The following is a 26,596-nucleotide window of genomic DNA, read 5'->3' on the forward strand; positions in this document are numbered from 1 at the left end:
ACCTCTTTCTCTCCCGATTGGACAGAAATGTCAAAATAATCCTTTGAACAATCAATACCTGTTACCATATTTGTATATCATATTTGTGGATCACAGCAGCTCTTATCATAACTTATCAATCGTAAAAACAGGCTCCTGGCCTAATGAACTGTCCAAGTTTATGATAGGAATAAGAGAGGGGGATTAACATTGCGAAGGGTCTCTCAAGGACCAATGACGATTAAAAATCTTACTCCCTCTCTCGCTGTATCCTAAATGAAATACAAAATTATATTCTGTCTCTTTAATTCCTATAACTTCCCTACAAACTTACGATGACGTAAAACGCAATGACGTAAATTGCAATGACGTAAAATCACAATGACCTATTTATCATCCCATCCCTGAAGGAAGAATGCCCGTATACCCCAAAATCCCTTTTTCAATTCTTTTCACTTTTGTATGATACATTTCAAAAACCGTTTCCTCCGTCAAAACCTCCTCAGGAGGTCCAAAATCCTTTACCTTCCCATTTTTCAATAAAAGAATATTATCTGCATACTGTGCCGCCAAATTGATATCATGCAACACACAGATAACACACATTCCAAGCATTGCCAAATCCTTTGCCTTTTCCAAAATAACCTGTTGATACTCCAGATCCAATCCATTGATCGGCTCATCCATCAACAATATCCCGTCCCTTTGCTGATAAATCTGGGCAAGAACCCTTGCCAATTGCACCCTTTGTTGTTCTCCTCCTGATAACGTAAAAATCATTCTTTCCTGAAACCCCGCCATACCCATTTCATCCAAACAACATTTCGCAATCCTAATATCTTCAGAACTCGGCTTATAATTGAAATGCGGATATCTACCCATCAAAACAATATCCAAAACCTTAAGATTTACAGCGAGATAATTACTCTGCGGAAGAACAGCTCTGAATTTAGCCAATTCCAAAATCTTATATTTCTTCAAATTCTTTCCATTAATCAATATCTCACCAGAATATCCATGATACTCCTTACTGATTAACTTTAATAAACTGGATTTCCCAGCACCATTAGGACCGATAATCCCAACCAATTCACCGCCAGCAACCCGAATATGAACATCCTGAAGAATCCTTTGGGATCCAATGGAATAATTAAGTCCTTGGATGGAAATCATGATATATTTCCTTCCTTCGTATTCTTTATGATAATGGCTAAAAACATCGGCACACCCATGATAGCTGTAATGATTCCTATCGGAAGTTCGGCAGGAATAACGATCGTTCTAGCCAATAAATCTGCTAATACCAATAAACTAGCTCCCAAAAGTATGGAGCCAGGAAGTAGGAACTTATGATCTGCCGTAACGGTCATCCGCAATAAATGTGGAACAAGAAGTGCCAGGAAGCCGATGATTCCAGAAAGGGCCACACAGGCGCCCACACCGATCGCTGTTAATACCACAATACTCCTTTTGGTTTGCTGCAAATTAATCCCTAGATGTTCCGCTTGGGATTCGCCCAACAATAAGGCGTTTAGGGGTTTTCCAAAGAATAGCAAAGAGCCCATACAAATCAATGCAAATGGGAGCAGGGCAGTAACTGATTGCCAGCTAGCGCCTCCCAAACTTCCTAAATTCCAAAATGTGATATTCCTTAACTCTTCATCATTCGCAATAAATGTAAAAAGACCCACCAATGCCCCGATCAATGCATTGATAGCAATGCCCATTAAAAGTAAGGTTGTGATGGAAGTTCTTCCTTTCCTCACTGAAAACTTGTAAAGTACGGTTGTCGTGAGCAGAGCTCCTAAAAACGAAACTATAGCTAAAGCATAGTAACCCATATAATGCGTTAAGCTAGAAAACAGGGGATTTCCTAATACTATGAACATCACGGCAAATAAGGATGCACCAGAGGATATCCCTATCAGCCCAGGTTCCGCCAATGGATTTCTGAAAATCCCTTGGATGGCTGTACCGCATATCCCTAATGTTCCACCGATCAAAAGACCAAGGATGACTCTGGGCATACGGATGGCCATTAACACGGCCTCCTGTTGGGATTCAACAGGATTATTTGATCGGAATTGTTTGTTAATTATTTTCATTAAATCACCTAAGGGTATTTCTATGGCCCCTACACATATGGAAAGTATGCAGGAGCCAATTAGAAATAGTAGTAGAGAGATAATGAAAATCGTTTTATATTTTTCTATCATTCATGAATTTTAGTATGTAACTCTTTGATCGCCTGTGGCAACCGTGGACTAAAGCCCGATAATAACTGCCCATCCATGGCAATAATTTTCTTGTTTTTGCCTGCTTTGGTCTGCTTTACTCCTTGAACTGATAATAGGCCTTCAGCACTACCTAAGCTGGATAATCCAGAATCAAACAGCAACAATACATCAGGATTATAATTCACCAAAGACTCTGATGTTAATGGTTTATAGTCCTTAAAATCTTTTGCTGGATTCACCGCTCCTGCCAATTGGATAATTTTATCCACTTGGGTATCTGATCCACCAACCATCATGGTACCACTGCCTCGCGCATAAATAAATAGAACCTTAGGCTTTCCGTGGGATTCCGGGAAAGACTTTACATCCGCAATTTCTTTATCAAACGATGAAAGAATGGAATCTCCTTTAAGTTTCAGGTTCAACGAATCGGTTAATGCACGGATAAGGTTCCTCGAGCCTTCAACAGAATACTCCTGATCAAGCAGTAAGACCTTTAGACCTGCCTGTCTAAACTGTTCAACAGTTTCTTTTGGAACCTCTGTTGTGGTTCCGATAACCAAATTGGGGTTTAAGGCTAATACACCTTCCACCGGGATTTTACGATTATGACCAACTTTAGGTTTGGATTTCATGGATTCTGGATAGGTCGAAGCTACATCAGTGCCTACGATCTGATCTTCTAATCCGGCTAAGCTCAATATTTCCGTAATAGTACCATTCAACGAAACAATGCGTAATGAATCAGGGTTATTGGCTGCAGTGCTCTGTGTTTCCGAATTTCCACTTTGGCAGGAGGAAATAAACAGCGAAAAGGCCATAAATACGAACAAGTATCCAATATTTTTCATGTTAATAGGCTTTTACAAGTTTATATTCCAATTCAGGATATCCACGTTTTCCGCCGTCACCTCCAGCACCCATGGCGATAAATTTCAACTTATAGATGTTTCCAAGATTATCCTTGATTACATAGTAACGATCTTTATAGGCACCAGGAGAGAAAGCACTTCTCCAATTAGCACCAATCACATTTCTATTGGGTTTAAAGGTTACCAAGGATAATTTGCTTTCGTCAAATTCATCATAAGTGGGTTTACCATTGCTTTTTCCATCTTTGTCCAAAAAGATGATTTGTTCAGAAGTAACTTTGTAAAGATGGTTGGTAAATATTAAATCGCTGAAAGAATAGGGTACAGGAGTTCCGGCCATGGAAGTGAAATAGATCGATCTTGTCCATACAAAATCCCATTCTTCTTTTTTGGGTTCTACATTTACCGGACCTGAGGCGAAGGAGATGAATTTAAAATTAAAAGCCTCCTCTTTGGTAATACTTAATGATTTGATTTGTTGATCCTCTAATTTCGCATATTCCAGGGTATAAGCATTTGTACCGCTTCTTACGATCCTAACTTTCCAAAATTCATCATCGCCTTTGGGAGTTGGGCTGTTAACTACATAAACCTTATTGTCGTTAGCATTGGCCTTGATTTCAGCGATGACATTATGATTTAGCCTACCTAATGTATCATCATAAATCTTCAGTTTTTCAGGCTTGATATCTAACTTCAATTGTTCAACATCGAAATTAGTTTTATTGACTGATTTAATATCGGTGGAATTGGTAACCATTGCCGACATATCCATCGAACTATTCAGAATAACACTGAATTCTGCACCGCAATGAAAGCCTAAGTTCCAAGAACTTCGTTTAACTGACGATTGTTTATCTGTGCTCAAATCAACATATACCGCATTTTCGGCATACGAACCGCCAGGTCCACCGTCTAATGTTAATTTATTTCCATCAGAAGGTTTTATTTTAGGGATAGGTGCATCTTGTCTTTTACAAGATCCTAACATTAAAAATCCTAAAATCGCAACAGCACTTAAAGTAGTAATTGTTCTCATATTATTTATTCAAATTGTAAAGCAAACCAAAGAAGTATGATCTTCCATAACTAATAGGTACAGACGAAACGGAAGAACTATGCGCTCCTGAACCAACTGTAGCCGTATTTTCAATATTTTCTGTATTGGTCAAGTTCCGAATACCCGCCTGTAGGTTTAAACCTTTGAAAAGGGTTTTATTCACGCTCAGGTCGAGTTGTTGGAAACTGGCGAGACTGGTCTGTCTAGCTTCTACGCCAGTATTGGTCTGTATGGTTTCATATCCTGGCCTTTTGCCATTATATTTAAAAAACACAGAAATATTTGTCGCCCATCGAGGTATTTCTTGCGATACTCCGGCATTAAGCTCTGGCGTCCATAAAAATTGTTTTAATTCCTGATTAATCGCTTTTTGCATATTATATCTACCTATATAGCCAAGGCCAAGATCTAATTTCGTGTGTTTATAAGAAAAGGTATTGGCAAGGTTAAATCCAGTAGTTTTATAATGGGCCAAATTGAGGTAAGTATTCACTCTGTTATCCCCAGGCTTCATACTCATCGTGACCAGATTATTAAACTGATTGTAGTAGCTACCAAAACTTGTCCTTAGAAATGCTTGTGAATGAAATGCTTTTTCAAAATTTAGATTTAAATGGTAACTGTTACTATGTTCAGCTTTCAGATTTTTATTGCCTTCAATTTGATGATTACTATCAAAAAAGTTAAAATAAAGTTCTCTTAGGCTTGGTGCCCGAAAACCGCGAGCATAGGAAAGTCTCAAATCAAAACGTTCGTTCAATAATAATTTTGCATTAATAGAAGGAATTACCGGAGGAGCATCATATATGGAATTATGGATAAACCGTAGGCCAGGTCTAATCATCAACCAAGAAATTGGTCGGTAATCTGCCGTTATAAAAGCTGCAAGATCCCAAATTTCAGAACGATCTTGAATGCGGGCTCCTGACCCCCGGTCATAGTCAATATCCACGCCACTCAATAAATCCAATCGATTTGACCATTTATAATGACCAGTAATTTTCCCAAAACTTTGATAAAAAGTAGAAACATCCTGTTCACCAGCGCCCGTACTCAGTTCCATCGTACCTTTTTCAAAGTCATGTATATTGGTTACGGTGGCACGCCTGTAATTCTGTTGGGTAAAGGAGCTTACAAAATTCCATTTTTCCTTCCATTTCCAGTCGGCTTGAACCATATGGTTATATCGGTTAGTTAGATAATTCTTATCTATATATCTGTTATTAGGTAAGATGTTCCCCGGTGTATAAATATCCTCGTCCAGCAAACTAAAATTGTAAAATACATGCAGATTATTATGATTATAACCTATTTTTCCTGATGCCAGGTATTGGTCTTTCGGTTGCCAGGCCAGTGCTCTTCCAGAAAGATTGCCTTGATATCCACCAAAGGTATTCCTGCTGGCGGTCATATTCCCATACCAATTATTTTTGCTGTAAATCAGATTGGCATGTAGGTTATGTCGACCTTCTGCATAGGCTGGATTATATTCGGTATTTACAGTTTCTTCAAGAAGTCTGACTTCCAAATTCCATTGGCTCTTTAAGATACTTGCATCTCTTGTAATGATATTGATTACACCTGCCAAAGCATCCGTTCCATAAATGACCGACACAGGTCCTTCAACAAGTTCAATGCGCTCGATCGTATTAATGTCGATCTGTGACAGACTTTGTTTCGTACTTCCACGATCAATCAATGGAATGCCATCCAATAAGATCTTTACATTTTGCCCACTCATACCCATTAATTCAATGTCCGATTCACCAAGAACCAAATCATTATTAAAGCGGATTCCTAATTGCGTATTCAGAAGAGTGGTAATATCGCTTGTCCCTCGTCGAATGATATCATCCCGATTGATGGTTCGAACGGCATATATAGAGTTTTTTAAGGAGGTTGGCTTTATTTGTCCTGTCACAACCACCTGCTCGATAACTTGTTTTTGAAATAAAGAATCCTGCTTTTGGCGCTGATCCTTATCCAAAGATGTTTGACCAAAAACAGGATTAATTGATGTTTGTAATAAGGAATAGCAAAGTATGTAAAAAGTAAGTCTCATGTAATTATTTAGAATCATTATAAACAACACTACAAACTTATAGCTTGTTTAGAACAGTTCCAAATAAGAAAGGGACGTGAAAGGAAATTTTAGTTTAATAATCGGAAATAAAAGCCTTATTTTTATTTCATGGGAACACCCTTATTGAATTTTTTTAGTGAATATTATCATATTAATGATGAGGTTGAACAATTCTTCGACCAGATCATGGAACAGAAGGAATATCAAAAAGGAGATATTATTTTTGAACCAGACAGTCATTTAAGGTATATCTATTTCATTGAGAGTGGATTCACCAGAATCTATTACTATAAAAACGGAAAGGATATTACGCATTATTTTTTCGGTCCTAACAGCTTTAGTACAGGTATTGAAAGTGTATTCTACGGAAAACCTTCACTTTTTGGATTTCAAGCATTAGCGCCATCTAAAATATGGCTAATGCCATTTGCTCCCATAGAAGAACTTGCCAAAACCAATATAACCGTCAATCAGATCATTCAGAAAGTGCTATTGGATTCATTGATCAATTTTTCGAACAGGTTCTACAACACACAATTTGAAACTGCCCAGGAAAGGTATGAAGGTCTTATAACCCAAAACCCTACATTATTCCAAAATGCCAGCTTAGGACATATTGCATCCTATCTTGGCATATCACAACAAACTTTATCCGTAATTAGAGGAAAGGTATAGACCTTTTTTAAGATATCTTAAAAATATCCTCCTTTATCCTCATTACCTTTGTATTGTTAAAAGATAATACAAACTGGTCATGAACAATCAAACAATTAGAAAGGCTTTAATAAATACGGCTGTATTATTTGGTTCTACAATAGCCGTTCAAGCTCAACAAATCGGATTTAAAGAGTTTAAACAACCGGTAGAACAAGCCATTCAACACAACAGATCTATTCAGAATGCCACCTTGGAAAATCAAAAGATTTCCTTGGAAAGGGAGCATGTAAAAGGAAAATTCCTACCTCATGTTAGTGCAAATGCCATGTATGGCTATTTGAACAGTAATATGGATGTAGATCTTCCTACAAAACAATTGCCCCTTTTAGGAACTTCCATTTTTGATGGCACGCAACAATTAAATGTTTCTTCACAAGTAGCCATGGCAGGGGTAACTGCCACCCAGGTTATTTTTAGTGGACTGCAGATCACTAACGGACAAAAAGCCCTCGAACAAAAATTCAAAGCACAGGATTTAATGAATCAAGCAGGTTATGATCAATTAGCTCAAGAAGTGGTCTTGAGTTTTGATCAACTGATGTTGTTGAAAGAGGTGGAGGTACTTATTCAAGATTCTGAAAAACGCTTGCAAAAGGAACACGAAAAAGTGGTTCGAGCGATAGATAATGGTTTAGCTATTCCCTATGATCGGGACAAGATTAAATTGGCGATGTTGGAATTGGAAAGTAGAAAAGCAGAACTGGAAAGTAATCGGGAGCTCTTATTCTTCAAACTACAAGAACTGACAGGACTACCGATAGAACGCTTAAAAGAAACTAATTACAATTTGCAGGAACTCAGCTTGAATCTGGAAGATGCCCAAACAATGAACCGTAAGGAAATTCAAGCTTTAGAGGCTGCAGGCAAAGCTTATGAATATGTATACAAAAAAGAAAAGGGTAGTAGATTACCCCAGGTTTTTGCATTTGGTAATCTATCCTATATCAATGCATTTTCAACAGATTTTACCATCAAAAATCTTCCTAAAATGGGCGACCTAAAACTGGAAAGTAATCATTTTCAGATGGCACCTAATTATGCGGTAGGAATCGGAATGAAATGGAACATTTTTGAAGGAAAGGCACATAAAACTGCCATCGAGAAAGCAAAATTGGATATGCAGATCAATGACAACAAACTGTTGGATACACAGGAAAAGCTTTCCTTATTACAGAAAAAAACCACGATAGATTATCAGCTTGCTTTGAAAAAGACCAAAGTGAATGAGCAACAGGTAGCTATTGCCAAAAACAACCTTCATCTTGCATCCAGACAATTTGAAGAAGGTTTGACAGATGTTACGGAACGCCTGGAAGCTGAAAACGAATATTATAAACAGTCTTTAAACTACTTCCAGCAAGTGCTGGCACAACGTCAAGCAGCTAGCGAGCTTTTGAAAGCTAACGGAAACTTATACGAAACTATTACTCGATAACCATGAAAAAATTAATATATAGCCTAAGTGCATACTTACTATTACAGAGCTGTCAAACAGAAGCTAAAAAACAAATTAAAATAGAAGGTAAAATTGAAAGGGATCAAATTGCCGTAACCACCAAAATCCCTGGTAAGATTCAGCGGGTATTGGTAGAGGAGGGACAATTTGTTCAAAAAGGAGACACCTTACTTATCCTGGAATTTCCTGAAGTGGATGCGAAATCCATTCAGGCTCAGGGAGCACTCAACGCTGCACAGGCCCAATATGAAATGGCTGTTAAAGGTGCCACTGATGGACAGATGAAACAATTGAACGCAAAAGTATCCGGATTAAAGGAACAATATGACTTTGCCCAAAAATCTTTAAATCGGATGAATAACCTATTGAAGGACTCATTAGTTGCACAGCAAAAATACGATGAAGTCTATGCCAAATACCAAGGCGCAAAAAACCAATACTTAGCTGCGCAAGCAGAATTGGCCGACGTCCAACATGGAGCAAGAATTGAACAGCAGAGAATGGCTTTAGGCCAAAAGGAACGTGCCTTAGGTGCAGTATCTGAAGTTACGGTAGCTGCTAAAGAGCGATATATTTTGGCTCCGCAGGATATGAGTATTGAAAACATTAATCTCAAAACCGGAGAATTGGCTTTGGCCGGATATAGTTTGGTATCAGGATATATTCAGGATGGAACCTATTTCAGAGTAACGGTTCCTGAAGGAAAAATCAAGGATTTTCAAAAGGGTAGCCAAAAAACATTGGTCATCCCTTATATGAACAATAAGGAAATTCAAGCTCGTATCGAGACGGTTAAACCTTTAACTGCTTATGCCAACATCAGTACCGCTTATCCAGATTTTGAAGAGCAGCAATCCATGTTTGAGATACGCTTAAAGGCTATAGATCCAAAACAGGTTCAAGATCTCTTGACAAAAGCAACATTTATCATAAAAGAAGACTAAAAGGAGGGGAAAATGAAAAATTTTATAGCACTGATCAAAAGGGAATTCAAATTATTCTTTCAGAATAAGGTCCTTTTGGTACTATTTCTTGGTGCTCCGATTCTTTATGGTGTATTGGTAGGAGGGGTCTATAAAAAAGGAAAAGTAACGCATCTACCTATTATCGTGGTGGATGAAGATCGCAGCCCCTTGAGTAGGCAACTAATCGACATGTTCAATGACGGGGAAGTTATCTATGTGGCAAAAGTATTGGATGATGCTTTTAAAGCCAACGATGAGGCCATGAAACATGAAGCAACAGTCGTGGTCCAAATACCTAAAGATTTCTCTTCGAATGTTAATTACAATAGGCCAACAGAAGTCACCTTATTTGTGAATGCTTCCAACACCTTAACATCAAACTATGCGATGATGGCTGTGAATGTAGCAGCCGGAACCATGAAAGCAGGAATTCAAATCAAAGCCCAACAAAAAAAGGGAGTCCCAGAGTTTGTCGCAGCACAGCAATATGAACCCTTTAAAACGACTATTATCAAACAGCATATCCGTAGTGGTAATTACCTTTATTTCATGCTGCCCGGAGTTTTACTGACTGTTTTACAGCAGGTCATGATGCTGGGATTGGCCCTTAGTTTTTCTTCTGAATTTGAGAAAGGAACTTTTGCAGAGTTGGTTGGAAAATCACAAAATGTATTCATTTTGATTTTGGTGAAAATACTACCATACCTATTTATGTCGATTTTGATCTATGGGCTATATTATGGTTTTTCATTATGGTATAGAATGCCATTGCATGTTAATGGAACGGCCTTCTTTTGGACTACACTATTGTTCTTAGCAGCTGTCAGTTTTATTGGTATTTTGGTCAGCCTGGCTATTCCTAGCCAATTGAAAGCCACCGAAATCCTGATGGTGATCGCTACGCCTAGTTTTATTCTGAGTGGTTTTACCTGGCCATTGAGTCAAATGCCGGATTGGATAGTTGCTATTGCCAACATGATTCCTTTAACACACTATCTACAGATATTCCGAACCTTGATCATTGAAAATGGATCTGTAGAATTTGTCCAAGATGCTATTTGGGGCTTAGGATGGATTGCTAGTATCACCTTAATTCTTTCCATCGTACTCTTACAATGGAAAATATCAAAGATCAAAAAAGATACTCCGATTAAACAAACCGTTTAATTGTCTTTTAACAAATGAGTGAACACCGGAACTGTTGTTTCGGTGTTTTTTTATGGAACTATTTGGACAGGTATTTCCTTTTGTCCATTATCTTTAGCCATTAAAGCCAATAAATAAACAATTTCGATGGCTTCATCACCAATAGCCAAACATCCCTTGGAAGTTGATCCACCGTGGATAAAGATATCAGAGCCGGTTCGACCAAGGAATAGATCTTCCTCATTCGGGTAATTGATTCCTAAAGAAAGGTGATATTTACTCTTAGGATTAAAACGATTGATGAAATAGTTCCCTTCGGGAATCTGAAGGTCACCTTCTTTTTCTTTTGGTCCTAAAGTACCTGAAAAAGCCGTCAAGGGAAATTGTTGATAAAGTTGAAATGAAGTATCGCCCGTATTTCTTACCCATAATTGAAGCAGCTGTTGGCTTTTAATTCCTAAAAATTGAATTTCCAATCGGTCTTTGTATATGCCCAACTGCTGGAGTGTGGCTAAAATTTTCGGTAAATGTTTCTTCTTCGCTAAATCAATCCGATCCATGCCTACCCAGTTACTTGTATTTTATATTTCACCAATAAATCCGGTAGGGAAGAAATAGAAAATTTTGCGCCTTTAACCGCGTTTTGATCTAGATCTAATTGTATGTTTATGCAAGTTGAAAAATCTGCTTTTTCCAAATTGGAATTTAGGAAGGTGCTATTTAATAAATCACAATATTCAAAGTACGCCTGCAGCAGATCCGCAGATTCAAAGTCAACTTCATGTAGTTTACAGGATATGAACTTTGTTTTCTTCAGTTTACATTGATAAAAGGAGGAATGATCTAGGATACAATGATCAAAGCTAAAACTCAGGTTAAAGGGATTACAGCTATCAAATTTTAATCCTAATAACTTACAATGTTCGAATTTTGCATCTTGAATCATACTATGTTCCAAGTTGGCTAGACTAAGATTACAATGCGAAAAAGTACAATCCACAAATTTCATTTCGGAAAGGTCCATCCGTTCGAAATTGCAGTTTTCAAATCTGCAGTATTCGTATTCTCCTTTTACTAAGGGTCGATCGCCAAGATCTTCTGCTGTAAAGGTTTTATCTTCGAAATATTCAGCCATGTTTATAGTTATTCATTTATGATTTCCTTCCTAATTCGGCTCAAAGAAGTATCCGTTACCCCCAGATAGGAAGCAATGAATTTCAGTGGTGCCTGTTGGATGATCTGCGGTTTATCCTTCATGAGATGGAGATATCTACTTTTTGCAGGCTCCGTGATCATCTCTGTTGCTCTTTTTTTGCTGAGGTATAATTCGAAAGCCATCCATGCTCGACCCCATTCCCGAAAGGCCGGAATCTGATGGAAAAGTTCCTGAAATCCATCATAATCTAATTTCCATAGCACACAATCCGTTAAGCATTGGATATATTCCTGGGATGGGATACGTTGAAAAATAGAGGCCACCTCAATAACCACTTCATTCTTTCCAGAAAAGCCTGTCGTGATTTCATTCCCTTCATAATCGTATAGAAAAGTACGAACCAACCCTTCTTCAAGAATATAAAATTGATTCAATACCTGATCTTTCTTCAACAAGAATTCACCCTTAGATACCTGAATTTTTTCATGGGCAGCAAAAATTTTTTCCAGATCTTCTTTTTCGAAAAGTGGGTGTTGATAGGCGTATTTTAAGATTTCCATAAAAGGAGTTATTTACATCCAAGATAAGTAAATTTCAGTTAACTAAAACGGATCTTCGAGCGTAAAACTTATCCTTTCCTTAGAAATGGGATGGGTAAATTCGATAAAGCCTGCATGCAGATGTAGACGATCCGCCCGTTGGCCATAAAGATCATCCCCCAGAATAGGGCAGAAGAGGCCTTTTTTATGCGCTGAATGCACACGTAATTGATGCGTTCTACCTGTTAAAGGAAAATAATGGATCCGGGTCCTTCCGTTTTCTATTGCTTGAACCTTAAATTTTGTCTGAGCCGTTTTACCATATTCGTAACAGACCACTTGCCTTGGACGATCATCCAAGTCTACTCGTAACGGTAGATCAATAAGTCCTTCCTGCTGTTCTATTACACCATCCAAAATGGCGGTATATCGCTTTTTAACAGTATGTTTTATAAACTGATCTTGAATAAATTGATGGGATTCCTTATTCTTTGCCAACACTAAAATTCCAGAAGTCGACATATCCAAACGATGGATAATCAATGGACCGGTTATTTCTGGAAATCTTTCCAATATTCTGGTCTGAACACTATCCTTAACATTGATCCCGGGAACCGATAAAAACTCTGCTGGCTTATTGACAACAATGATCGATTCATCTTCGTATATAATATCAATGTCCAAATCACTATCCGGATGCTGAAGCATGGGATTATCATCAACTTCCAATCCCTGTAGCATATGGTTTAAGATGGGTTCGCATTTACCTCGACAAGCAGGGTAGAAGGATAAATGTTTTCTTACTTCTGTATTTGGCGATTCTCCCCACCAGAACTCCGCCATAGCAATAGGTTTTAGCTTATGTTGATAGGCAAACTGCAATAATTTTGGGGCAGCGCATTCTCCAGCTCCTGCAGGAGGTTGCAATTGAATAGCTTCTTGAAAGATATCTAACACTGATCTTGATTCCCCTTGCGCATTCAAAAAATGGTATTGATCAAATAGGCGTTTCTGCAGGGATGACGACCTTTCTTTACGCTCATTCTTTAACGCTTCGATCTGCTGTTGTTCCATAAGATACTTTTCCTCGAAACGTTCTATCACCTTTAAAGCATTTCCCTTTGCTACATCATATTCATGTTGATCCCGATAACTTTGCTTAATGAGATCAATTTCTAATTCCTGATAAGCATTTTCCGAAAGGATCGGTTTTTGGATGGTTCTAATTTGCTTTCTTTCCGCTTTATTTTGCTTATGCAACCTCCGGAGTGCAGAAAGTGATTTTTGTTGTTCCTCCTTGGCAGATTCAAATTGAAGTTTCAAAGCTTGAAGCTTTCCATTTTCTTCTATTTGTTTCAATTCCCTATTGATCCGATTGATCTCTTGTTCTTCCTCAAGAAAAAAACCTTCAGGCTTTAACATATCAAAGATTGGAGGTACAAAATAACGATGTTGATTCGTTCCAGCCAGCTTCCCAGAAACGGCGGCAAGATAACCTAAGCCACCATGTTCATCTTCAACGACCAAAACCCCAAACATCTTTCCAATCACTAAACCACTATTATGATCCTCTAGCCCAAAATTATGTTCGAAATCTTTTTGGGTCAATAAATATTCCTGCACCTGCTTTGCAGCAAGCATACTTAACGCATGCGGCTCATAACAAAAGGGGAATGTAAATTTCTCCGGTTTTTTGATATGCGATACATCGTGCTGAAAGCGATGAAGGAATGATATATTACTCATTTAATGACAGTTCAATTCGGGGCAAAAATACAAATATTAAGAAGGATTTAAGATAATAATGATGAAGTTCAAATTCCAGCAATTTTCAAACCTAAAATGACATAAAAATGCCTTTAAAATATCTCTAATTGCAGTTTTTATTGGTAAATTGTATACATCAAAATTAGGGATATATATGGAAAACAAAAGAATATTGGGAAAATCAGACTTAACGATTGTTCCTCTTATATTTGGTGGTAATGTATTCGGTTGGACCTTAGATGAACAGCAATCCTTTGATATCTTGGATCAATTTATGGATTTAGGCTTCAATGCCATCGATACAGCCAATAATTATAGCCATTGGGCACCTGGAAACAAAGGCGGCGAATCTGAAACCATTTTAGGAAACTGGATCAACAGCAAAGGAAATAGAGAAAAAATTATTCTCATGACCAAAGTTGGTGGCCGATTTGGATATGATACCAAACCAAATACCCAGGCGAGTTATATCAAGGAGCAGGTTGAACTTTCTCTAAAACGACTACAGACCGATTATATAGACCTATATCAAACTCATTATGATGATGAAGTAACGCCAATTGAAGAGACGTTAAGGGCATATGAAGATTTGATCCAGGAAGGTAAAATAAAACATATTGGAGCATCAAACATTGGAGCTGCTCGGTTGCAGGAATCTTTAACTATTTCCAAAGAACAAAATTTGCCTGCTTACATCAGCCTACAGCCAGAATATAATCTATACGATAGGGAGAACTATGAAAAGACCTATTTGAAATTAGTTGAGGAAAATGAATTAGCCGTTATTCCTTATTATTCTTTAGCAAGTGGTTTTCTAAGTGGGAAATATCAAACCGAATCTGATTTTATAAAATCAGCTAGGGGAGAAGGCATTCAGAAACGTTATTGGAATGAAAGGGGAAGAAGAATTGTAGCGGCATTAAATGAAGTTTCCAATGCATACAGAACAAGCCCTTCCGCAGTAGCCTTAGCTTGGTTATTAGCCCAACCTACCATCACAGCACCTATTGCTAGTGCGACCAAAACGGAACATCTTGAAGCCTTTGAAGCCGCTATTCAACTGAGATTAGGGGAGGAGGCACTGCAGAAACTTGAGGAAGCAAGTAAATACTAGAATAAATTCTTAAAAAGTATAAACAACAAATAAATTATATAATACCATGAAAACTAATATCGGAATTACAGAAAAAAACACCTCAGCAGTAGCTGAAATATTGAATAAATTATTGGCAGATGAAAATGTGCTGTATACAAAGGTTCAAAACGCTCATTGGAACGTAGAAGGACCTGACTTCCATGCTCAACATTTATTTTTTGAAACGATATATGATGAATTGGCGGAAATCATTGATGAAGTAGCGGAACGAGTTCGATCCATTGGCCATTATGCTGTTGGAACCATGAAAGCTTGGTTAGAAATAACCCAATTAACAGAAATGGCTTATGGTAAAAATGATTCCAAGGGATTCATCAAAGAAATCCTCAACGATTTTGAAAGCCTGATCATTTCCTTGAGAGAGGATATCGATAAAGTGGAAAAAAACAAGGATGCCGGAACAGAAGATTTTTTGGTTGGCATTCTAGAAAAACATGAAAAAACAGCTTGGATGCTAAGATCACACCTTAAATAGCATACACTCAGCTCTAGAAGCTCCTTCGGGAGCTTTTTTTTTTGAATTTCATTTAATAATCAATAGAATAGATAGGATTGTTCCAAAGAATAGTTAATTTCAAAGCGATTTAATTAGTTATTTAAATGATCGACGAATTAATTGCCTATTTGGGAACCTTAAATCCCGTTACAGCAGCTTTATTAGCAGGTTTATTCACTTGGGGAGTGACCGCATTAGGAGCAGCATCCGTTTTTCTTTTCAGAGGAGTAAACAAACGACTATTGAATGGCATGTTGGGCTTTACAGGAGGCGTTATGATCGCTGCTAGTTTTTGGTCCTTATTGTCACCAGCAATAGAAATGAGCGACGGCAGTGGATTTGAAAAAGTAATGCCAGCCGCCATTGGCTTTATATTGGGTGCACTTTTCATATTTGGCTTGGACAAGCTCATGCCACACCTGCATTTGAACTTTTTAAAATCAGAAGGTCCAAAATCATCCTTACATCGAACCACTTTATTGACCATAGCCATTGCCCTGCATAATATTCCAGAAGGATTGGCAGTAGGGGTATTGTTTGGCGGAGCGGCAGCAGGATCTCCAGAAGCAAGTATTGCTGGGGCAGTTTTATTGGCGATGGGAATTGGACTTCAGAATTTTCCGGAAGGAATTGCCGTATCCATGCCATTAAGGAGAATGGGGCTTTCCAGATGGAAGAGTTTCCAATACGGACAGTTATCGGCCGTGGTGGAACCTATTTTTGCTGTTCTTGGCGCTTTTGCAGTTGGATTCTTCCTTCCTATTTTGCCTTATGCATTAGCATTTGCCGCAGGAGCCATGATATTTGTGGTTATCGAAGAGGTAATCCCAGAAACCCAACAAGAAGAACATTCCGATATTCCTATCTTAGGATTTGTCTTGGGATTTGTGGTGATGATGGTATTGGATGTCGCATTGGGATAAATTAATACAAAACAAAAAAGCCATCCAGAAATGGATGGCTTTTTGTATTTCCATACTTTGATTAATTCAAAGCATCTAACTTCGCTTGGATTTCAGTAGATTTCGCTGTATCCTCGATAAAGTCGTAGTAACTTTTCAAACTACGTAAAGCATCTTTATTATTTGGATCTAACTCGATTGTTTTATTCAAATAAGGAAGAGCTGTAGCGATTTTCGCTTTGATCGCAGCAAGCTTTTTGTTGTATTCAGCAGCAGGTAAATTTTTATCATCATTGATCGCCAATAATTCATCGCGACCAGAATTCATGATCACAACAGCCGCATTGATGTTTGCCTCAGGATAATTAGGATCAATCTCTAACGCTTTTTTGTAAGCCGCTAAAGCTTTCTCCGTATTTCCAGCTGTACCATATGCTAAACCAGAATAGTAGTGCAAGCTTTTATTTTGAGGATCTTTCGTGATTTGCGCTTCGATATCGCTCAAAATCTTCGCCTCATTACCTGTGATCAAATTAAACTCAATATTCTGTACAACAGCATCATTATCGTTTGGATAAGCAGCAACCGCTTCAGCAGCAGCAGCTAATGCCGATGTTGTATCACCTTTAGACATATAAAGTTTTGGAAGATCCAATAATACTGTCTTATGGCTTGAGAATTCCTTGTTAGGGATCAATGCCTTGTATTTAGGAATCGCATTGTCATAATCTTTTGTCTGTACAGCCGACAAACCAGCGTAGAATGTCAATGTCGTATCACCAGGAAGATAAGTCAATGCATCGTTGAATTCATTGTATGCATTTTTATAATCTTGTTTATCCCATGCAGCAACACCTTGATTGAATTTAAACTGACCTAATGTTTGGCTTGCAACAGTAATATTATCTGTATGCTTTTTCTCCTTATCTAATTCAGTTGCTTTTTTAACAGCTTCGGAAGCTTTGGTAGCAGCATCTGCATTCTTATCGATAAATGCAATATTAGAATAAACTAAGGCATAGTAAGTCCAAGCTTCTGGATCATTACTTGTTTTTTCATGCACAACAGCTGCATCAATAGCTTCTTGAGCAGTAGTTAGATTTGTTTTCCCTAAAGCAGCCGTTCCAGCAGCTTTTAGTTCTTCAAATTTAATAATTGCAGCTTTAGCTTTTTTTACGTTACTAGCTTGTGCAAATACAGCAGTAGTTCCTGTCGCCAAAAGTACGCCTGCCAATAATATGGATTTCTTCAGATTCATATCGTATTTGTTTTGTTTATTAATTTGTAAGTTGGTTCAATAACATGTTTACACGATCCAATTGTGTTGCATCTTCCGCCTTTTCATAATACATCGCCAATGATTTCAACGCATTGATCTCATAAGGCTTAATCTCATTCGCTTTTAAAAGATAGTTCTGTGCATTATATTGCGCTTCTTGATTCGAGGTATCAGACAAGAAATCTTTTAAATAGATTAATCCCAAGGCTAAATTAGATTCATAATTATTTGCATCCAATTGCAAAACCTTTTCATAATAAGTCTTTGCTATAGCTACCTGGTTTGCATTTTCATTTGCATAACCCGCTAAATAATTAAGATCTACATTCTCCGGTTCGTATTTTAATGCTTCTCCAATTAAAGGAACAATCGCATCGTAAGCTTTGTTCTTCGCATATTTATCAATCAAAAGGAACAATAAGGATTTTTCTTCCTGAAATTTGGTTCTACCAGTTTCAAGCGTACTCAAAGCCAATTGCTTTTCCCCTAATTTATCATAAATATCAGAAAGTTCAATGTATTGCTGTGGAGTAACTTTTTCCGACTCAAGAATAGCTTTATAAAACTTAACCGACTCTTGCAATTTACCAGCCTTATTGGCTAATAATGCCAGGTTATAGGTGACATCTTCCGATTTGACGTGCATTTCATCCACTTTACTGAAATCTTGATATGCCGCATCAAATTTACTGTCTTTCAGAGCCTTATTCGCGCGGGTAATCAATGCTGCTGCCAAATTCTGCTTCACGTAATCCATCTCACCAGGATATCCTTCCTTATCCTTATCAGTTAATTTTCCAAGAGTTTGGAAAGTAAGATCAATAGGATCCTGATTGATGTTCGTCTTTACGGTACGATTAGAATCCGCATAAGCAAGCGAACTTAACACCATTGCGCGCAACACATTTACCCTAGTCTTCGTGGAGTCTTTTTTTGTTTTATAGATATTGCCCAATTGTTTCATGGCATTATCTAAATTCTTGATATCTCCAGTCTGCGTATATAAAGCAAACGCATTACTAGCCTCCTTATAGGCAGATTGCCCATAAGAGGCTTGTGAAAATAATACAAATAGGAGAGCTAATGCTCCGATAAATAGATTATTCTTGTTCTTCATTCTCAGGATTACTTGAGCTATTTTCAGATTGATTTTCTGTTTCTTCGCCATCAAATTCTTCCTCTTCTTGTCTTTCTACTTTAGTAATGGAAGCAATTGCATCCGTATCTTTCAATGTAATTAGTTTTACACCTTGCGTTGCACGTCCCATCACTCGTAAACTTTCCACACCAATTCGAATAACAATTCCTGATTTATTAATAATCATCAAGTCATTCTCATCGGTTACACCTTTGATCGCAACAAGTTCACCGGTCTTATCCGTTACGTTAATGGTTTTTACACCTTTACCACCACGGTTTGTGATTCGGTAATCTTCAATATCCGTACGTTTTCCGAAACCTTTTTCAGAAACTACCAATACAGTTGTCTCTTGATCATTAACACTAATCATGCCAACTACCTCATCTTTTTCATGTGCTAAGGTGATTCCGCGAACACCAGTTGCCGTTCTTCCCATTGGGCGAACAGTCGACTCGTTAAAACGGATCGCACGACCAGAACGAAGCGCCATCACAATTTCACTTGTACCCGAAGTCAAGGTTGCTTCAATCAATTGATCTCCATCATTGATGTTGATCGCGTTGATACCATTTGCCCTTGGCCTTGAGTATGCTTCCAATGATGTTTTCTTGATCGTACCTTTTTTCGTACACATGATGATGTAGTTGTTTTCCAGGTACTCTTGATCCTTCAGATTGGTGACTTTGATATAAGCCTTGATCTTTTCATCTTTTGGAATATTGATGATGTTCTGTAGTGCTCTTCCTTTAGATGTTCTGCTTCCTTCCGGAATCTCAAAGGCACGTAGCCAGAAACAACGTCCAGCTTCTGTAAATAACAATAAGTAGTTATGTGCAGATGCCGTAATAATATGCTCGGTAAAGTCCTCATCGCGGGTTGTTGACCCGATAGCACCTTTACCTCCACGTCCTTGACGACGGTATTCTGTTAATGGCGTACGTTTTACGTAACTGTTATGGGAGATCGTGATCACCACTTCTTCATCATCGATGAAATCTTCCATACGCATATCTTCTGCAGAATGTACGATATGAGATCTTCTCTCATCACCATACTTCTCCCTAACCTCAACAAGTTCTTCCTTGATGATCTTAAAGCGTAAAGACTCATCCGCTAAAACTTCTTTTAAGTATTCGATGGTCTTCATCAATTCCGCATATTCTTCTTTGATCTTATCGCGCTCTAGTCCTGTCAACCTTCTTAGGGTCATGTCCAAGATAGCTCTTGCCTGTATGTCAGACAATCCAAATCGCTCCATCAATCCAACACGCGCATCTTCAGGCGTATCGGAATTACGAATCAATTGGATGACTTCATCCAGGTGATCTAATGCAATCAAGTATCCTTCTAATATATGCGCACGTTTTTCAGCTTCGGCTAATTCAAACCTCGTTCTGCGAATAACCACATCGTGGCGGTGTTCAACGAACTCATGGATCATATCCTTTAAGTTCATCAACATCGGACGACCTTTTACCAAGGCGATATTGTTTACCGAGAAAGAAGTCTGTAAAGCGGTATATTTATACAAGTTGTTCAATACCACATTGGCATTGGCGTCACGCTTGATTTCATAAACCACACGGATATCTTTCGCCGATTCATCCCTGATCTCAGAAATTCCCTCGATTTTCTTTTCATGGACCAAGTCAGCAGTACGTTTAATCATCTCTGCTTTGTTCACTTGGTAAGGGATCTCTGTTACCACAATAATTTCCTTACCGGTTTTGGTCGTTTCGATCTCCGCCTTAGCGCGCATCACAATACGGCCACGACCAGTTTCGAATGCATCTTTAACCCCAGAAAATCCGTAGATTAAACCACCAGTAGGGAAGTCAGGACCTTTTACATAGGTCATCAGTTCCGAAATCTCAATGTCCCTATTATCAATATAAGCAATAGTCCCATCGATCACCTCTGTTAAGTTATGAGGTGCCATATTGGTGGCCATACCTACCGCAATACCAGAAGCACCATTTACTAATAGGTTCGGGATCCTGGTCGGAAGAACGGTTGGTTCCTGAAGGGAATCATCAAAGTTCAATTGAAAGTCTACCGTGTCCTTTTGGATATCGGCAAGCATTTCTTCAGCGATCTTCCGAAGTCTAGCCTCGGTATAACGCATTGCCGCTGGTGGGTCACCATCTAGGGAACCGTAGTTTCCCTGTCCATCGACCAATGGATAGCGTAAGGACCAATCTTGAGCCATACGAACCATCGTATCGTAAACTGATGAATCACCATGTGGGTGATACTTACCTAATACATCCCCGACAATACGGGCAGATTTCTTAAAAGGTTTTCCACTAGTTACCCCCAAATCCAACATACCGTACAATACACGGCGGTGAACGGGTTTGAAACCATCACGTGCATCCGGTAGGGCACGAGAAACGATTACCGACATCGAATAATCGATGTAGGCCGATTTCATTTGGTCTTCAATATTGATGGGGATAATCCTGTTTTCGGCAGGCACTAAGTTGTTTTCGTTTTCTGTTTCTTCAGCCATTCTTTTTTGGTTTCAATCAAACATTCAGGTGGATCATCCAATTGATTACACCTAACAGGCGAAGGTACACAATTTTTGTGGCATTAAACAGTATTTAAGGCATTAAAAATATCAACATTCAAAGGCAATTGTTAATTTTTTTGACAAAAGAATTTATGGAAGCCTAAATGCCTTTTGTATGACAAATTAATATCAAACAATAATATATTTTGTGATTTTTAAAACAAATAAGGAATTTGCTTTAAAAAATTTTAAAAATGTTTTACCTTTGTTCTTTCTTACGATAAAATCCGTTTCACCAGACGATTTATCATCCTTATTTTTAACAATTTAACAGTAAAAAATGAAACATAATTTCGGTGCAGGTCCTTGTATTCTACCAAAGGAAGTCTTTGAAGAAGCTGCAAAAGCAGTGCTTGATTTTAATGGTACAGGTCTTTCTATCTTAGAGGTTTCGCATCGTTCCAAAGAATTTGAAGAGGTAGTCGTAGAGACTGAGCGTCTCGTTAGGGAGCTATTGAATGTCCCTGAAGATTATTCCATTCTTTTCTTACAAGGTGGTGCTACGCAACAATTTGCCATGGTTCCTATGAATCTTCTTCCAGAAAATGGGAGGGCAGCTTATTTAGATACCGGTGTTTGGGCAACTAAGGCCGCTAAAGAAGCAAAAAAAGTAGGACATGTCGAGATCGTGGCTTCTTCGAGTGACCAGAATTATTCCTACATCCCCAAGGATTTCCAAATCCCAGCAGATGCAGCATACTTCCATTATACTTCCAATAATACCATTTATGGAACCGAAGTTTTTGAAAAACCAGCAACTGCAGTTCCAACGGTAGTAGACATGTCTTCGGATATCCTAAGCCGAAAAATTGATGTTTCCGAGTTCGATCTGATCTACGCTGGCGCTCAGAAAAACATGGGACCGGCAGGTGTAACGCTTGTGATCATCAAAAATGAATTGTTCGGAAAATCAGGCCGTACCTTCCCAACTATTTTTGATTATGAATCCCACGCAAAAGCAGGATCCATGTACAATACGCCGCCAGTATTCTCCATTTATGTTTCCATGTTAAACCTTCGTTGGTTAAAAGCGAAAGGAGGGGTGGATGTCATTGAGCAGGAGAACATCATTAAAGCACGTACTTTGTACGAGGAGATTGACAGAAATCCATTCTTCAAGGGAACAGCCGCTGTAGAAGACCGTTCGAGAATGAATATTACGTTTGTTATGGACAGTCCTGAATTGGAAGCTGAATTCTTAGCGTTAGCAAAAGAACGTAATTTAGTAGGTATCAAAGGTCATCGTTCCGTTGGTGGATTCCGTGCATCGGTTTACAATGCATTGACCATTTCATCCATCAATGCTTTAGTCGATACCATGAGAGAATTTGAAGAAAATCACAAATAATAATTAATGAGAATTTTAGCAAACGATGGAATTGATCCCATCGGTAAAAAAATATTAGAGGATGCAGGATTTATCGTAGATACCATCCATATTCCTCAAGAGGAGCTTGCTCTTCGTTTGAACGATTACGATGCAGTAACCGTTCGTAGTGCAACAAAAATAAGACAGGCATTGATCGATGCTTGTCCAAATCTTAAAGTTATCGGTCGTGGTGGCGTAGGCATGGACAACATTGATGTGGATTATGCCGTATCAAAGGGAATTGCCGTAGTCAACACACCTGCTGCATCTTCGCATTCCGTTGCGGAATTGGTATTTGCCCATTTATTGAATGGCGTTCGTTTTTTATTCGATGCCAATCGCAAGATGCCTCTAGAGGGCGGGACCAATTTTGGTGCATTAAAAAAAGCTTATGCAGCTGGCGTAGAATTACAGGGAAAAACATTAGGCGTGGTTGGTTTTGGTCGTATTGGCCGCGAAACAGCCAAAATTGCCTTGGGATTAGGGATGAATGTGTTATATTCTGATCTTTTTGAAGGACCTAAATCCTTAACATTAACACTTTCCGGCGGAATCCAAGTGGAAGTTCCAGTTGAACAGGCTGATCTGGAAACTATTTTCCGTCAAGCTGACTTCATCTCCCTACATGTTCCATTTACCGATAAACCTGTCATTGGAAAAGAAGAATTCGCCTTATTAAAGGATGGAGTAGGATTGGTAAACGCCTCTAGGGGTGGTGTAATTGATGAACTGGCTTTGGTTGAAGCATTGAATTCCGGCAAAGTTTCCTTTGCAGCACTTGATGTTTTTGACAACGAGCCTAGCCCTAGAACAGAAATATTAACACATCCGAGGATTTCCTTGACACCACATATTGGTGCTGCGACCAATGAGGCGCAGGAAAGAATCGGTGAAGAACTTGCTCAGCTGTTGATAGAGAACCTGAAGAAGTAGTTCTTCCGCATAGAAATGTATGCGGCACAAAACCATTTAGGAATTTGTGCCGCTTTTTTTGTGAAAAAACCTATATTCACACCCGCAAAAAAAATTGTATAAAAAGTAGATATGAAAATTCTAAAATTCGGAGGAACATCCGTAGGAAGTGCTGAACGTATCAAAGGATTACTAGACATAGTAAATCCCGCAGAACGTCAAATTGTTGTTCTTTCAGCTGTTGCTGGAACGACCAATGCCTTGGTAGAAATTGCTAAAGCCCTTTTAAATGGTAAGAAGGACGAGGCCAAACAATTAATTAGTGAACATAAGGATAAGTACGAAAACTTAATCAAGGAACTCTTCAGCACAGAGAACGGATATAAGAATGGAAAAGAATTGATCGATTATCACTTTAACTTGATCTCCTCCTTATCAAACGACCTGTTTACGCATGTGGAGGATAAGATCATCCTTGCGCAAGGGGAATTGATGTCCACTAATCTATGGCACCTGTATTTACAGGAAAAAGGAGTGAAGTCTGTGCTATTGCCAGCATTGGATTTCATGAAAATCGATGAGGATAATGAACCTATCGTGCCTTTTATCAAAGAGAAGTTGGAGGCTATTTTAGAAGAAACACCAGAAAACACCCTGTTCATCACGCAAGGTTTTATCTGTCGCAATTCCTTCGGTGAGATAGATAACCTGCGTCGCGGTGGATCAGATTATACCGCTTCCTTGATCGGTGCAGCAATTCAAGCTGATGAGGTACAGATCTGGACGGATATTGATGGGATGCATAACAATGACCCTCGTATCGTGAAGAACACGACTCCAATCGCTAACCTTAGCTTTGATGAAGCGGCAGAATTAGCCTACTTTGGAGCTAAGATCCTGCATCCTCAAAGCGTATTCCCAGCACAAAAATATAATGTGCCAGTACGGTTATTGAACACCATGGATCCTAATGCCTATGGAACCCTGATTTCGAAAGATGGTGGACAGAAAGGATTTATCCGTGCGGTAGCTGCTAAGGATGAAATTACGGCTATCCATATCCATTCCTCCAGAATGCTTTTGGCCTATGGTTTCCTACGCAAGATCTTTGAGATTTTTGAGCGTTATAAAACACCGATAGACATGATTACCACTTCCGAAGTGGCTGTGTCCTTATCCATCGACGATACCAAGAACCTGGGCGACATCATCCGCGAAGTGGAAGACTTCGGTAGGGTAAGTGTTGACAGAAATCAGACTATCATCTGTGTGGTTGGTGATTTTGGTGCCAACACCCATGGCTATGCCGCGCGCGTATTAGATGCTGTAAAACATCTTCCATTACGCATGGTGTCTTATGGCGGTTCCGATTATAACGTTTCCATCCTGTTGGATTCTGAACATAAAGTGGAAGCACTAAGATCTTTACATAACAGACTTTTCTAAACCTATAATGAACATACATCAATTAGATATCAATCATTTGAAATCCTTAGAAACGCCATTCTACCATTATGATATGGAGCTTTTGGCAAATACCTTGGATGCCGCTAAAAAAGCTGCTGACAAGCGGGGATTTCATTTACACTACGCCCTTAAAGCGAACTTCAACGACCGTATTTTGGAACTTATCCAATCAAAGGGATATGGGGCCGACTGTGTGAGTGGCAATGAGGTACAAAAATCCATCGATATGGGTTTCCCAGCTTCGCAGATCACTTTTGCTGGCGTAGGCAAATCCGATAAGGAGATCATCCTGGCTTTGGAACAACAAATATTTGCGTTCAACGTGGAATCTATCCAAGAGCTGTTGATCATTGATGAATTAGCTGGTAAATTGGGTGTAAAAGCGAATATTTCCCTTCGGATCAATCCGAATGTGGATGCGCATACACACCATTACATCACCACCGGTCTGGATGAGAATAAATTCGGTGTTCCCAATTCCGAATTGGAGAAAGCGGCTTCGGTACTACGATCATGTGAGCATGTGAACCTGTTGGGTCTGCATTTTCATGTTGGTTCGCAGATCACCGATATGAATGTATTCAAAAGCCTTTGTGTAAAGGTGAATGAATGGAAGAATTGGTTCGAAGAGCGTGGAACGACCATTAAAGTATTGAACGTAGGAGGGGGATTAGGCGTTGATTACCAACAGCCTGATGAAAACCCGATGCCTGACTTTGAAGCCTATTTTGATGTTTTTGATAAGTTCTTGGAGCGAAATCCCAATCAGGAAGTACATTTTGAATTAGGTAGAGCGCTTGTGGCCCAATCCGGAACCTTGGTAAGCCAGGTGCTGTACACCAAAAGCGGAATCAAAAAGAACTTTTTGATCTTAGATGCAGGAATGACGGAATTAATGCGTCCAGCTTTATACCAAGCCTACCATAAGATCGAAAAATTAGGCAGCTCAAACCAGGAAGAATTACTTAATTATGATGTGGTAGGTCCTATCTGTGAAAGCTCCGACTGCTTTGGAAAGGAAGTTACCCTTCCTATTTCAGAAAGGGGAGACCTGATCGCTATCCGTACCGCCGGCGCCTATGGTGAAGTCATGGCATCCCGGTATAATTTAAGGGATGAGATAAGGTATGTGTTTGGGTAGGTTTTTTAGACGTTAGATGATAGATTTTAGACGTTAGACCTATGTGGATATTGAAAAAGAGGAACATTTGTTCCTCTTTTTATTTTTTCCACCCCGCGTCATTGCGAGGAGTCCCACGTCATTGCGAGGAGGTACGACGAAGCAATCTTTATCACCACCCCGCGTCATTGCGAGGAACGAA

General features: G+C 38.9%; 23 protein-coding genes. 11 read left to right on the plus strand and 12 right to left on the minus strand.

Annotated features, from left to right (window positions below):
• Positions 1–372 precede the first annotated feature (372 nt).
• The 5 genes from CRJ00_RS07375 to CRJ00_RS07395 are packed head-to-tail and all read right to left on the minus strand — an operon-like array spanning position 373 to position 6,135.
• Positions 373–1,152, minus strand: a complete 780-nt coding sequence (locus CRJ00_RS07375) for a heme ABC transporter ATP-binding protein (RefSeq protein ID WP_099366231.1) — start codon at positions 1,150–1,152, stop codon at positions 373–375.
• Positions 1,149–2,195 (minus strand): FecCD family ABC transporter permease, encoded by a 1,047-nt coding sequence (locus CRJ00_RS07380; protein WP_099366232.1) that lies wholly within the window; start codon positions 2,193–2,195, stop codon positions 1,149–1,151. The genes CRJ00_RS07375 and CRJ00_RS07380 overlap by 4 nt, the downstream gene beginning before the upstream one ends.
• Positions 2,192–3,067 carry a heme/hemin ABC transporter substrate-binding protein gene (locus CRJ00_RS07385; RefSeq protein WP_099366233.1) on the minus strand — a complete coding sequence of 292 codons (876 nt, stop codon included), beginning with the start codon at positions 3,065–3,067 and terminating at the stop codon, positions 2,192–2,194. Before CRJ00_RS07385 ends, CRJ00_RS07380 begins: the two co-directional genes overlap by 4 nt.
• A gap of 1 nt (position 3,068) precedes the next feature.
• The gene (locus CRJ00_RS07390; protein ID WP_099366234.1) at positions 3,069–4,127 is read right to left on the minus strand and encodes an HmuY family protein; all 1,059 of its coding nucleotides are present in this window, start codon (positions 4,125–4,127) and stop codon (positions 3,069–3,071) included.
• Between the two features lies 1 nt (position 4,128).
• Positions 4,129–6,135, minus strand: a complete 2,007-nt coding sequence (locus CRJ00_RS07395; RefSeq protein WP_180268446.1) for a TonB-dependent receptor plug domain-containing protein — start codon at positions 6,133–6,135, stop codon at positions 4,129–4,131.
• Positions 6,136–6,339: 204 nt separating this feature from the next.
• Here CRJ00_RS07395 and CRJ00_RS07400 point away from each other — a divergent pair, with 204 nt between their 5' ends.
• From CRJ00_RS07400 to CRJ00_RS07415, 4 genes are all read left to right on the plus strand, one after another.
• On the plus strand, positions 6,340–6,906 hold the full coding sequence (locus CRJ00_RS07400; RefSeq protein ID WP_099366236.1) for a Crp/Fnr family transcriptional regulator: 567 nt from the start codon (positions 6,340–6,342) through the stop codon (positions 6,904–6,906).
• 79 nt (positions 6,907–6,985) lie between these two features.
• Positions 6,986–8,383, plus strand: coding sequence for a TolC family protein (locus CRJ00_RS07405; RefSeq protein ID WP_099366237.1), 1,398 nt, complete (start codon positions 6,986–6,988; stop codon positions 8,381–8,383).
• A gap of 2 nt (positions 8,384–8,385) precedes the next feature.
• The gene (locus CRJ00_RS07410; RefSeq protein ID WP_099366238.1) at positions 8,386–9,348 is read left to right on the plus strand and encodes an HlyD family secretion protein; all 963 of its coding nucleotides are present in this window, start codon (positions 8,386–8,388) and stop codon (positions 9,346–9,348) included.
• A gap of 12 nt (positions 9,349–9,360) precedes the next feature.
• Positions 9,361–10,536, plus strand: coding sequence for an ABC transporter permease (locus CRJ00_RS07415; protein ID WP_099366239.1), 1,176 nt, complete (start codon positions 9,361–9,363; stop codon positions 10,534–10,536).
• A gap of 50 nt (positions 10,537–10,586) precedes the next feature.
• Here the strand turns inward: CRJ00_RS07415 and CRJ00_RS07420 are convergent, their stop codons facing one another.
• The 4 genes from CRJ00_RS07420 to CRJ00_RS07435 are packed head-to-tail and all read right to left on the minus strand — an operon-like array spanning position 10,587 to position 13,956.
• A complete protein-coding gene (locus CRJ00_RS07420; RefSeq protein WP_099366240.1) occupies positions 10,587–11,075 on the minus strand; it encodes a L,D-transpeptidase family protein in 489 nt (162 codons plus the stop codon).
• Between the two features lie 2 nt (positions 11,076–11,077).
• On the minus strand, positions 11,078–11,650 hold the full coding sequence (locus tag CRJ00_RS07425; RefSeq protein ID WP_099366241.1) for a pentapeptide repeat-containing protein: 573 nt from the start codon (positions 11,648–11,650) through the stop codon (positions 11,078–11,080).
• 8 nt (positions 11,651–11,658) lie between these two features.
• On the minus strand, positions 11,659–12,231 hold the full coding sequence (locus CRJ00_RS07430) for a Crp/Fnr family transcriptional regulator (RefSeq protein ID WP_099366242.1): 573 nt from the start codon (positions 12,229–12,231) through the stop codon (positions 11,659–11,661).
• 42 nt (positions 12,232–12,273) lie between these two features.
• Positions 12,274–13,956 carry an RluA family pseudouridine synthase gene (locus CRJ00_RS07435; RefSeq protein WP_099366243.1) on the minus strand — a complete coding sequence of 561 codons (1,683 nt, stop codon included), beginning with the start codon at positions 13,954–13,956 and terminating at the stop codon, positions 12,274–12,276.
• Between the two features lie 175 nt (positions 13,957–14,131).
• On the opposite strand from CRJ00_RS07435, the gene CRJ00_RS07440 reads away from it, so the two are divergent.
• From CRJ00_RS07440 to CRJ00_RS07450, 3 genes are all read left to right on the plus strand, one after another.
• Positions 14,132–15,091 carry an aldo/keto reductase gene (locus CRJ00_RS07440; RefSeq protein ID WP_099366244.1) on the plus strand — a complete coding sequence of 320 codons (960 nt, stop codon included), beginning with the start codon at positions 14,132–14,134 and terminating at the stop codon, positions 15,089–15,091.
• Between the two features lie 46 nt (positions 15,092–15,137).
• Positions 15,138–15,608, plus strand: coding sequence for a Dps family protein (locus CRJ00_RS07445; RefSeq protein ID WP_099366245.1), 471 nt, complete (start codon positions 15,138–15,140; stop codon positions 15,606–15,608).
• A gap of 125 nt (positions 15,609–15,733) precedes the next feature.
• The gene (locus tag CRJ00_RS07450) at positions 15,734–16,552 is read left to right on the plus strand and encodes a ZIP family metal transporter (protein WP_099366246.1); all 819 of its coding nucleotides are present in this window, start codon (positions 15,734–15,736) and stop codon (positions 16,550–16,552) included.
• Between the two features lie 61 nt (positions 16,553–16,613).
• Here CRJ00_RS07450 and CRJ00_RS07455 read toward each other — a convergent pair whose 3' ends face one another.
• The 3 genes from CRJ00_RS07455 to gyrA are packed head-to-tail and all read right to left on the minus strand — an operon-like array spanning position 16,614 to position 21,463.
• The gene (locus CRJ00_RS07455) at positions 16,614–17,789 is read right to left on the minus strand and encodes a tetratricopeptide repeat protein (protein ID WP_099366247.1); all 1,176 of its coding nucleotides are present in this window, start codon (positions 17,787–17,789) and stop codon (positions 16,614–16,616) included.
• Between the two features lie 19 nt (positions 17,790–17,808).
• Complete coding sequence (locus tag CRJ00_RS07460; protein WP_180268447.1) at positions 17,809–18,927, minus strand: tetratricopeptide repeat protein; 1,119 nt, start codon at positions 18,925–18,927, stop codon at positions 17,809–17,811.
• Positions 18,911–21,463 (minus strand): DNA gyrase subunit A, encoded by a 2,553-nt coding sequence (gene gyrA, locus CRJ00_RS07465; protein ID WP_099366249.1) that lies wholly within the window; start codon positions 21,461–21,463, stop codon positions 18,911–18,913. Before gyrA ends, CRJ00_RS07460 begins: the two co-directional genes overlap by 17 nt.
• 343 nt (positions 21,464–21,806) lie before the next feature.
• On the opposite strand from gyrA, the gene serC reads away from it, so the two are divergent.
• The 4 genes from serC to lysA all read left to right on the plus strand — a co-directional run bounded on the left by serC (position 21,807) and on the right by lysA (position 26,415).
• Positions 21,807–22,874 carry a 3-phosphoserine/phosphohydroxythreonine transaminase gene (gene serC / locus CRJ00_RS07470; protein WP_099366250.1) on the plus strand — a complete coding sequence of 356 codons (1,068 nt, stop codon included), beginning with the start codon at positions 21,807–21,809 and terminating at the stop codon, positions 22,872–22,874.
• A gap of 6 nt (positions 22,875–22,880) precedes the next feature.
• On the plus strand, positions 22,881–23,828 hold the full coding sequence (locus CRJ00_RS07475; protein ID WP_099366251.1) for a D-2-hydroxyacid dehydrogenase: 948 nt from the start codon (positions 22,881–22,883) through the stop codon (positions 23,826–23,828).
• 111 nt (positions 23,829–23,939) lie between these two features.
• Positions 23,940–25,253 (plus strand): aspartate kinase, encoded by a 1,314-nt coding sequence (locus tag CRJ00_RS07480; protein ID WP_099366252.1) that lies wholly within the window; start codon positions 23,940–23,942, stop codon positions 25,251–25,253.
• A gap of 7 nt (positions 25,254–25,260) precedes the next feature.
• On the plus strand, positions 25,261–26,415 hold the full coding sequence (gene lysA / locus CRJ00_RS07485; protein ID WP_099366253.1) for a diaminopimelate decarboxylase: 1,155 nt from the start codon (positions 25,261–25,263) through the stop codon (positions 26,413–26,415).
• The last annotated feature ends 181 nt before the right edge of the window (positions 26,416–26,596 follow it).

Origin of the sequence: Sphingobacterium sp. 1.A.4 (genome assembly GCF_002734245.1) — a bacterium.
GTDB classification, from domain to species: domain Bacteria; phylum Bacteroidota; class Bacteroidia; order Sphingobacteriales; family Sphingobacteriaceae; genus Sphingobacterium; species Sphingobacterium tenebrionis.